Source organism: Rhodopseudomonas sp. WA056 (assembly GCF_010906995.1).
Taxonomy (GTDB): domain Bacteria; phylum Pseudomonadota; class Alphaproteobacteria; order Rhizobiales; family Xanthobacteraceae; genus Rhodopseudomonas; species Rhodopseudomonas palustris_G.
In genome coordinates, this window is record NZ_QPFS01000016.1 from 46,410 (window position 1) to 55,844 (window position 9,435).

Consider the following 9,435-nt stretch of genomic DNA (forward strand, 5'->3'; position numbering starts at 1 on the left):
GCGGCCGCGGCGGCACGGAGCCTACGCCACCCGCGCCGACCCCATCGCGAATGGCGTGCCGACCGAGGCGCCGCTTTGCTGCAGCTCGAGCAGCCCGGTGATTTCGGCGTTCGGCCGCGCGTGGCTGAACAGGAAGCCCTGCGCCTCCTGGCAGCCTTCGGCCCGCAGCCAGCTCAGCTCCGCCTCGCTCTCGACGCCCTCGGCCGTGATGGTGACGCCGAGGCCGTTGCCGAGGCTGATGATGGCGCGGACGATCGCCTGGGATTCGCGATTGTCGCACAGCCCGCGCACGAACGACTGATCGATCTTGATCTTGTCGAACGGGAAGCTGCGCAGATAACTCAGCGACGAATAGCCGGTGCCGAAATCGTCCATCGAAATCCGCACCCCGAGCGCGCGCAGCGCATGCAGCGTCGCCAGCACCTGGCTGCTCTTTTCCAGCAGCAGCGTCTCGGTGATCTCCAGCTCCAGCCGGCGCGGCGGCAGGCCGGATTGCTTCAGCGCATCCATCACCACCGACAAGAGGTTGCCGACCCGGAACTGCAGCGGCGACAGGTTGACGGCGACGCGAACGTCGTCGGGCCAGCGCGCCGCGTCCATGCAGGCCGAGCGCAGGATCTGCGCGCCGATGGCATTGATCAGGCCGGTGTCCTCGGCCACCGGAATGAACTCGGCCGGCGAGATCATGCCGCGCTCCGGGTGCGGCCAGCGCACCAGCGCTTCGCTGCCGGTGATGCGGCCGTCGGCGAGCCGCACCAGCGGTTGATAATAAGGACGCAGCACTTCGTGCTGCAGCGCCGCGCGCAGATCTGTCTCGATCTTGCGCCTCGCCTGGGCGCGCGCGTCCATCCCGACCTCGAAGAAGCTGAAGGTGCCGCGGGTGTCCTTCTTGGCCCGCGACAGCGCCATGTCGGCGTTCATCAGCAGCTTCTCGGAATCGTCGCCGTCACCCGGCGCCACCGCGATGCCGATGCTGGCGCCGATCACCACCGAATGGCCCTGCAGCAGATAGGGCTCGGCGACCGCGTGCAGCAGCCGCTTGGCGAGCAGCACGATATCCTCGGGGCGCTTGATGCCGGTCTGGATCACCGCGAATTCGTCGGAGTTGAGCCGCGCCAGCGGATCCTCCTCGCGCAGCGTCGAACGCAGCCGGCGGGCGACGCCGCGCAGCAGCTTGTCGCCGACGGCGTGGCCGAGCGTGTCGTTGACGGCCTTGAAATTGTCGATGCCGAGGAACAGCACGGCGATCTTCTCGCCGGTGCGGCGGGTCTGGATCAACAGATCGTCCAGCCGCTTGCGCAACGAGTTGCGGTTCGGCAGCCCGGTCAGCCCGTCGTGATGCGCCATGAAGGCGAGCCGCATCTCGGCGCGCTTGCGCTCGGTGATGTCCATCAGCGCCAGCAGCACCGCCGGCTCGCCGTTGTAGGTGAGCTGGCGCGAGTAGATCGCCAGATCGATCAGCGAGCCGTCGGCCTTGACGTGCTTCCAGGTGCGCGCGGTGCGCTCCTCGTGGGTCTGATCGCCGGACCACGGCAGTTCGGTGTCGAACGCCTGCAGCCGGCGGATGGTCAGCGAGGCGAATTCCGACGGCGAATAGCCGTAATGTTCGACCGCAGCGTCGTTGACCGCGAGAATCCGTTCGTCGTTCAGCTCGCAAACGATCATCGGCACAGGATTGCTGTCGAACATCAGCCGGAACGACGCCTCGCGCTGCTTCAGCTCGGTGATGTCGACGCGCAGGCCGATGATGCCGCCATCGGACGTGGTGCGCTCCTCGATCTGGATGCAGCGGCCGTCCGCCAGCACCTGTTCGTGGCTGTGACCGGGATTGAACATCCGCTGCAGCCGCTCGGCGATCCACTCTTCCTCGCGGCCGATCGCTTCCGGATAGTCGCCGCGCGCGATGCCGATCCGCATCGTGTCCTGGATCCGCGCGCCGGCTCTGAACTGATCGGCCGTGGCTTTGTAGATCTCGGCGTAGCGCTTGTTCCAGAGGATGTAGCGGCCGTCGGCATCGAGAAACACGATGCCTTGCGGAATCAGGTCGATCGCTTCGCGCAACCGCTCGTGCGACCGCCTGGCTTCTTCGAGCGCGGCTTCGACGGCGCGTTCTCCGGCCACGACCTCCGCGGCGTTGGCGCGGCGACGCGGCTTCGACGCCAGCCTCGGCGCGGTCCAGCCGCATCGGTGCATCCTGCCGCTGCCGGCCCCGGGACGGTTTCGCGCCGTCTTCTTTTTCTTCAGCCGAACTTGCGGCATCCACCACGCCTCATCACGCAAATGACGCCCTGGTTGTGCAATAAGTGTCTGAAAAAATTGTATAACCGCACGGTTCCAGCAGCCTGCCTCAGACTTGGCCGACGCCCTCGTCTGCCTGCGGGAAAGGCATTCGCCGCAGGCCCCGCGGTGTCGAATGACCGTCTTGCGGGTGGAGTCGGGGATTCGCGGAGGATTCTGACGGCTGCTGCCCAAGTGCTGAGCGATTCGGCCCAAGGCGCATCAAATTGCGCCAGAATCCGGTAGAGTTAGCAGGGTCTTAAGGAGTCGGGTCGCGGTAACCGGCAGGCCGTGAACGACCGGTGAAGACCATCGAGCCGATCGCCGGCGTAAGGTATAGTCACCAGATGCACCACACGATCCTCGCCGCCCCGATGTGGTTCGCCGCTTTGCTGGCGACCACGGTGTCGTCCCTGGCCGTAGCCCAGGCGCAGGACAAGGGCCGGCTCGATCCCAAGCCACTGCCGCCGCTGGCCAACCCGAACGACCCGGCGCTCGCGGCCCGCGAGCTGTTCGCCCGCAAGCTGCGGCCGGCAGCGTTGCCGCCGCAGCCGGTCGGGTTTTACGCCAAGGGCTGCATGGCCGGCGGCCTGGCGCTGCCGATCGACGGCCCGACCTGGCAGGTGATGCGGCTGTCCCGCAATCGGAATTGGGCACTGCCGGACACCGTCAGGCTGATCCAGATCCTGGCCGACAAGGCCCACGCCCAGGCCGGCTGGCCGGGCATTCTGGTCGGCGATATGTCGCAGCCGCGCGGCGGGCCGATGCTGACCGGCCATGCCAGCCATCAGGTCGGGCTCGACGCCGACATCTGGCTGACGCCGATGCCGGACCGCCGCTTGTCGCGCAACGAGCGCGAGGAGATGTCGGCGGTGATGATGGTTCGCAAGGACCGGCTGGATATCGAGCCATCGGCCTGGACGCCATCGCATTGGAAGGTGATCCGCGCCGCGGCGTTGGAGCCGGCGGTTGACCGGATTTTCGTCAACGCCGCGATCAAGAAGGCGCTGTGCCGCGAAGCCAGAGGCGATCGTGGCTGGCTGCAGAAGGTGCGGCCGATGTACGGCCATGACTATCACTTTCACATCCGGCTGCGCTGCCCGCCGGGCGTCGACGGCTGCGTATCGCAACCAGAGCCGCCTTCCGGCGAGGGCTGTAGCGCGTCCGACTTCGCCTATTGGTTCAGCGACGCGGTGCTGCATCCGAAGCCGCCGACCAAGCCCCCGCCGCCACGGCACCAGCTCACGCTGGCGGAACTGCCGGGCGAGTGCCGAGCCGTGCTGAACGCGCCCGACAAGAAGCCGGACTGACCGTTTCCCAAAGGGTCTGGGCTAGACGCCTGCGAGCAGCGACCAGATTTCCGACAGCTTGGCCTTCAGCTTGGCGAACCGGGTCGGCGGCGGCGCGTCATCCTCGTCCTCCGGCAACCGCAGGCCGACTACATTGACGCGGCCACCGCCGAGGCTGCGCGCCACCAACACGATCGAGTCCAGCGGCAGCGTTGCGCCGACCACCGGCGCCTGATCGAGATGGATATCGAAGTAATCGGCCAGTGTCAGCGCCTCCTGGCCGGGCGGCACGCCGACGCCGTAGGCGGCGGCAAGATCGCCCAGCGACGTCTCGCCCGGGACGATGAAATCGCCGAGCAGATGCGGGTCGGGCGCGGTCGAGGGCGGCATGTCGACGAAGAAGCGGTCGAGCGCCGCGGCCTTTTCGGGCGGCGCCAGCAGATAGACATAGTCGCCGGGCGCGACCGGCTCGGCCTCCTCGGGCGTCAGGATACGCTCGTCACGGATCACCAGCGTCGGCTTCGACCATGACGGAATCAGGCCGCGCTTCAGATACAGGCTCTTCGGTCGCACCGCATAGCCGACGAGCTGCTGCTCGAGCTGGCCGGGCAGATCCAGCTCGATCCGGCGCGGGCCGCGGTCGGTTCGGGGCAGCGCCACGTGCAGCTTGCGGGCTGCCGGCCCCAGCGTCCAGCCTTGCAGCATCAGCGAGATCAGCACCACCACGAAGGCGACGTCGAAATATTGGTAAGCGTTCGACAGCCCGACCAGCATCGGGATCGAGGCGAGGAAGATCGCGACTGCACCGCGCAGGCCGACCCAGGCGATGAACAGCCGCTCCCGCCAATTGAACCGGAACGGCGCCAGACAGATGAACACCGCGAGCGGCCGCGCCACCAGCATCAGGGCCAGCGCGATCACCACGGCGGGGCCGATGCTGCTCATCAGCCGCTGCGGCGACACCAGCAGGCCGAGCAGCACGAACATCACGATCTGCGCCAGCCAGGTCGCGGCGTCGAGAAACGCCACCACCGAATTGTGCGCGCGGGTCGGCTGATTGCCGATGATCATGCCGGCGAGATAGACCGCCAGGAAGCCGGACGCATGCGAGATCTGCGCCGCACCGAATACCACCAGCGCGGCGGTGGTGACGAACGGCGCATGCAGGCCCTGCGGCAACGCCACCCGGTTCAGCGCCATCACCACGATGCGACCACCGACCACGCCGATCAGGGCGCCGAGCACGCCCTGCTGCAGCAATTCGAGCACGACGTCCCAGATCGAGCCCTGACCGCCATGGGTGATCAGCTCGACCAGCATCAGCGTCAGGAACACCGCGAACGGATCGTTGGTGCCGGATTCGACCTCCAGCGTGGCGCCGACGCGCGGGCGCAGCCGCAGGCCCTGGGAATGCACCAGCAGGAACACTGCGGCAGCGTCGGTGGAGGCGACCACGGCGCCGGCCAGCAGCGCCTCGACCCAGCTCAGATCGAGCATGTATTTCGCCACCGGCGCGGTGATCAGCGCCGTCAGCAGCACGCCGACGGTCGCCAGCCCCATCGACGGCGCCAGCACCGCCTTGATGCTGGAGAACCGGGTCTTCAGGCCACCGTCGAACAGGATCAGCGCCAGCGCCACCGACCCGACCAGATAGGTGGTGCCGAGATCGTTGAAGGCGAGACCGCCAGGGCCGGACTCGCCGGCCAGAATGCCGACGACCAGAAACACCAGCAGCAGCGGCGCGCCGAACCGCAGCGCCAGCAGGCTCGACAGGATCCCCGCCATCACCAGGACCGAGCCGAGCAGAATGGCGATGCTGACCGAGTCGAGGGACTCCATTGCCTCTCTGCGATTTGGTGAAGGTGCGCTTGCCGCATCCTTAACGTCGCCGGATTGCGTCGCCAAGAGAGCATTCCGGCCGATGGCCTTCGCGGCGGCCATGTCTGGCCGGCGACCCAGACGGCCGGCCCGTGCGCTTGCTGCCGGCTGCCGCGCTCACTAGATTGGGATCAAATCACCGACATCCTGAAAAGATCGATCCTTATGAGCTACGTGGACGCCTCCGAAGCCGCCCTGCGCAAGACCGGGCAGATCAAGCTGCACGGCCCTGCCGGCTTCGCCGGGATGCGCAAGGCCGGCCAATTGGTGGCGCGCTGCCTCGACGAACTGGTCGACATCGTCAAGCCGGGGGTTCCAACCTCGCGGATCGACGACTTCGTGCGCGAGTTCGCCTTCAGCCATGGCGCCTATCCGGCGACGCTGATGTACCGCGGCTACCGCTATTCGACCTGCACCTCGCTGAACCACGTGGTCTGCCATGGCATGCCCGGCGATCGGCCGCTGAAGGAAGGCGATATCGTCAATGTCGACGTCACCTATATCGTCGACGGCTGGTACGGCGATTCCAGCCGGATGTATCCGGTCGGCCCGGTCGCCCGCAAAGCCGAGCGGCTGATCGACGTCACCTACGAGTCGCTGATGCGCGGCATCGCGGCCGTCAAGCCCGGCGCCACCACCGGCGACATCGGTCATGCGATCCAGAGCTTCGTCGAACCGCAGCAGATGAGCGTGGTGCGCGACTTCTGCGGCCACGGTCTCGGCCGGCTGTTCCACGACGAGCCGAACATCATCCACGTCGGCAGCCCGGGGCAGGGTGCGGTGCTGAAGCCCGGCATGTTCTTCACCATCGAGCCGATGATCAATCTCGGCAAACCGTACGTGAAGATCCTGTCCGACGGCTGGACCGCAGTGACCCGCGACCGCTCGCTGTCGGCGCAGTTCGAGCATTCGATCGGCGTCACCGAAGACGGCTGCGAGATCTTCACGCTGTCGCCGAAGAACCTCGACAAGCCGCCGTTCCAGAGCTGAGCGGATCAGTCGTCATTCCGGGGCGCGCCGTCAGGCGCGAACCCGGAATCCTGATGTGTCGGTGCGAAGAGAGATTCCGGGTTCGCGAGCTATGCTCGCGCCCCGGAATGACTCGCTGAGAGACCTCGCTCCGCGAAGCAAGCGTAGGGTGGGCAAAGACGCCTTGCGCCGTGCCCACGCTTGAGATTCAACTCAGTGCTCGCAGGCGCTGAGGTTGTGGTGAACTAACCGGCCTTCCGGGCCTTACTACCGGCCACGCTCCGCGCCGGCTTCTTTGCCTTTGCCGGTCCTTCCTTCGCTTTGCCGGCACCCTGGCCGGAGATCGGCAGCAGCATTTCCTTTTGGCCGGCGGCCGTCTTGCGCTTCTTGGCTTTCGCAGGCTTCGCGGCGGCGGGCTTGTCTGCAGCAGAGCTCTTGGGCGCAGCAGCCGGCGCCAACTTGCCGCTTTCGCCGAGGCTCCGGCGCAGCGCATCCATCAAGTCGACGACATTGTCGCCGCGCGGCCGGGCCTGCGGCTTGACCGGCTGGCCGGCCATCTTGCTGTTGATCAGTTCGGTCAGCGCGCTTTCGTAGTGGTCTTCGAACAGATCCGGCTGGAAGTGGCCGGACTTCTGCTCGACGATGTGCTTGGCGAGATCGAGCATGTCCTTGGTGATCTTGACGTCCTGGATGTCGTCGAAATAGTCGGCGGCGTCGCGCACCTCGTAGGGATAGCGCAGCAGCATCCCGACCAGGCCTTTGTCGCGCGCCTCCAGGGCGATGACGTGCTCGCGATTGGTCAGCACCACCCGCGCCAGCGCCACCTTGTCCATGCTGCGGATGGTCTCGCGGATCACCGCATAGGCATCGTGACCGACCTTGCCGTCCGGTACCAGGTAATACGGGCGGACCAGATACAGATCGTCGATCTCGGGTCGCGGCACGAACTGATCGATTTCGATGGTGCGGGTGGATTCCAGCGCGATGTTGTCGAGCTCGTCCCTGGTGATTTCGATGTAGCTGTCGGTATCGACCTTGTAGCCCTTCATGATTTCGTCGGCCGGCACCTCGTCGCCGGTCTCGGCATCGACCTTCAGGTATTTGATCCGATGCCCGGTGGCGCGGTTGATCTGGTTGAAGCTGATCTTCTCGGAATCCGAGGTGGCCGGGTAGAGCGCTACCGGGCAGGTCACCAGAGACAACCTGAGAAAGCCCTTCCAGTTGGCGCGAGGGGCCATGACGCATACTCCACTGCTACTCGAACCGGACTCAAAGCCGGAAGGACTCGGATTCGTTCCCCGGACCGACTATCTTGCTCACAAGGAGCGCAGCGGAGCCGCCGCCATGGTCGATCGTCCCCGGGATTTGCCACGTGATCTTGCGACGCGGATGGCGCGGCGCAGCACGCCGGCCGACGGCTTCCTGCGCGAGACCTACGTGCTGCCCCGCCCGGACGCGCGCGCCAAGGCGAAGGCGTTTCTCGAGGCGTGGCCGAAGGCGGCCTATATGAGCAGCGTCGAGAGCTGGCGCGAATTGCCCGGCGACACCATCGAATTCACGATGCGCAGGCTGCCGAGCGCCGATTGAGTCCCCTCCGGCCTGTTAACCACCGGGCGACGCGGCCGAATTCCGGTTGCAAAAGCCGCGCAGCGCGGCATGGTTGTGACAACGGGACCATGCACGGCGGTGGAATTGCCGATGGACGACGCCGAGCGATCGCCGCAACCGGGATTTGCCGAAGCGCCGCACTATCACGGCCATCGCGAGCGGCTGCGGGAACGGTTCCGCGAGGCCGGGGCCGACGCGCTGTCCGACTACGAGCTGCTCGAACTGGTGCTGTTTCGGGCGTTGCCGCGCCGGGACGTCAAACCGCTCGCCAAGGCGCTGATCGCCAGGTTCGGCTCGTTCGCCGAGGCGGTGCATGCCCCGGCCGAACGGCTGCGCGAGGTCAGCGGGCTCGGCGAGGCGGCCATCATCGAGGTCAAGCTGATTGCTGCGGCTGCCGCGCGGGTGACCAAGGGGCAGGTGAAGCAGCGCACCGTGCTGTCATCTTGGTCGGCGGTGATCGACTATTGCCGCACCACCATGGCGTTCGCCGACAAAGAGCAGTTCCGGATCCTGTTTCTCGACAAGCGCAACCAACTGATCGCCGACGAGCTGCAACAGGTCGGCACCGTCGACCACACCCCGGTGTATCCGCGCGAGATCGTCAAACGCGGGCTGGAATTGTCGGCGACCGCGGTGATCATGGTGCACAACCACCCCTCCGGCGATCCGACACCGTCGCAGGCCGACATCCAGATGACCAAGTCGATCATGACGATCGCCGAACCGCTTGGCATCGCGGTGCACGACCACATCATCGTCGGCAAGAACGGCCACGCCAGCCTGAAGGGGCTGAAGCTGATTTGAAGCGACGCCGTTTCTTCGTTGAATCGTCATCCTAAGGCGCTCGCCCGTAAGGGCGAGCCTCGAAGGATGATGCGGCTACGAGTCTCGGCGGCCCATCCTTCGGGGCAGCCGCTACGCGGCGGCGCCTCAGGATGACGAAGTGGGCGTGGAAAGTGCTTGATCCTGCCGATCGGCATCGGTTGTCAGGACGTGAACGCTCCGTGCCGCCCTTCGCCTTGCGCGAAGCGGGTCGCGCCGGACAGGGTTTCGCCGGACTGGATCACTTTCAGCCCGCCGCACATCTCGTTCATGATCGCATCTTCTTCCGGCAGATCCCATTGCTGCAGGGCCGACAGCCGGTCGGCGCGCAGGCAGGTCTGCGGGAACTGCGCGATCTGCTTGGCGAGTTCGATCGCGCGCGACAGCGCCTCGCCGCGCGGCACCAGACGGTTGGCGAGCCCGATGCGGTGCGCCTCGTCGGCCGCCACCGGACGGCCGGTGAGAATCAGATCCATCGCCTGCGAGTGACCGATCAGCCGCGGCAGCCGGATGGTGCCGAGATCGATCAGCGGCACGCCGAAGCGGCGGCAGTAAACCCCGAAGGTGGCGTCTTCGGCGACCACGCGCATAT

8 protein-coding genes are annotated in these 9,435 nt (G+C 66.4%); 4 read left to right on the forward strand and 4 right to left on the reverse strand.

Going from position 1 to position 9,435, the window contains the following annotated elements; translation table 11 throughout:
* Nucleotides 1-21 precede the first annotated feature (21 nt).
* Nucleotides 22-2,259, reverse strand: a complete 2,238-nt coding sequence (locus tag DU475_RS05640) for a putative bifunctional diguanylate cyclase/phosphodiesterase (RefSeq protein ID WP_164631160.1) — start codon at nucleotides 2,257-2,259, stop codon at nucleotides 22-24.
* 365 nt (nucleotides 2,260-2,624) lie between these two features.
* On the opposite strand from DU475_RS05640, the gene mepA reads away from it, so the two are divergent.
* The gene (gene mepA / locus DU475_RS05645) at nucleotides 2,625-3,587 is read left to right on the forward strand and encodes a penicillin-insensitive murein endopeptidase (RefSeq protein ID WP_047308178.1); all 963 of its coding nucleotides are present in this window, start codon (nucleotides 2,625-2,627) and stop codon (nucleotides 3,585-3,587) included.
* 21 nt (nucleotides 3,588-3,608) lie between these two features.
* On the opposite strand, the gene DU475_RS05650 is transcribed toward mepA, so the two are convergent.
* On the reverse strand, nucleotides 3,609-5,405 hold the full coding sequence (locus DU475_RS05650; protein WP_142883983.1) for a potassium/proton antiporter: 1,797 nt from the start codon (nucleotides 5,403-5,405) through the stop codon (nucleotides 3,609-3,611).
* 204 nt (nucleotides 5,406-5,609) lie between these two features.
* Here DU475_RS05650 and map point away from each other — a divergent pair, with 204 nt between their 5' ends.
* Nucleotides 5,610-6,434: a type I methionyl aminopeptidase gene (map, locus tag DU475_RS05655; protein ID WP_047308176.1), complete on the forward strand. Its 825-nt coding sequence runs from the start codon at nucleotides 5,610-5,612 to the stop codon at nucleotides 6,432-6,434.
* Between the two features lie 224 nt (nucleotides 6,435-6,658).
* Here the strand turns inward: map and ku are convergent, their stop codons facing one another.
* Nucleotides 6,659-7,651 carry a non-homologous end joining protein Ku gene (gene ku, locus DU475_RS05660; RefSeq protein ID WP_013500067.1) on the reverse strand — a complete coding sequence of 331 codons (993 nt, stop codon included), beginning with the start codon at nucleotides 7,649-7,651 and terminating at the stop codon, nucleotides 6,659-6,661.
* A 106-nt stretch (nucleotides 7,652-7,757) separates the two neighbouring features.
* Between ku and DU475_RS05665 the strand changes: the two genes are divergently transcribed.
* Both DU475_RS05665 and radC read left to right on the forward strand, forming a co-directional pair.
* Complete coding sequence (locus DU475_RS05665; RefSeq protein ID WP_142883985.1) at nucleotides 7,758-8,000, forward strand: hypothetical protein; 243 nt, start codon at nucleotides 7,758-7,760, stop codon at nucleotides 7,998-8,000.
* A 111-nt stretch (nucleotides 8,001-8,111) separates the two neighbouring features.
* Nucleotides 8,112-8,825, forward strand: coding sequence for a RadC family protein (radC, locus tag DU475_RS05670; RefSeq protein WP_164631162.1), 714 nt, complete (start codon nucleotides 8,112-8,114; stop codon nucleotides 8,823-8,825).
* A 182-nt stretch (nucleotides 8,826-9,007) separates the two neighbouring features.
* Here the strand turns inward: radC and DU475_RS05675 are convergent.
* Nucleotides 9,008-9,435, reverse strand: a 428-nt coding sequence (locus DU475_RS05675; protein WP_246700246.1) for an enoyl-CoA hydratase-related protein, incomplete at its 5' end; no start/stop codon positions are given.

Coding starts and splice junctions, on each gene's coding strand:
- DU475_RS05665 (WP_142883985.1), top strand. CDS start 7,758: ATGGTCGATCGTCCCCGGGATTTGCCACGTGATCTTGCGACGCGGATG.
- map (WP_047308176.1), top strand. CDS start 5,610: ATGAGCTACGTGGACGCCTCCGAAGCCGCCCTGCGCAAGACCGGGCAG.
- mepA (WP_047308178.1), top strand. CDS start 2,625: ATGCACCACACGATCCTCGCCGCCCCGATGTGGTTCGCCGCTTTGCTG.
- DU475_RS05640 (WP_164631160.1), bottom strand. CDS start 2,259: ATGCCGCAAGTTCGGCTGAAGAAAAAGAAGACGGCGCGAAACCGTCCC.
- ku (WP_013500067.1), bottom strand. CDS start 7,651: ATGGCCCCTCGCGCCAACTGGAAGGGCTTTCTCAGGTTGTCTCTGGTG.
- radC (WP_164631162.1), top strand. CDS start 8,112: ATGGACGACGCCGAGCGATCGCCGCAACCGGGATTTGCCGAAGCGCCG.
- DU475_RS05650 (WP_142883983.1), bottom strand. CDS start 5,405: ATGGAGTCCCTCGACTCGGTCAGCATCGCCATTCTGCTCGGCTCGGTC.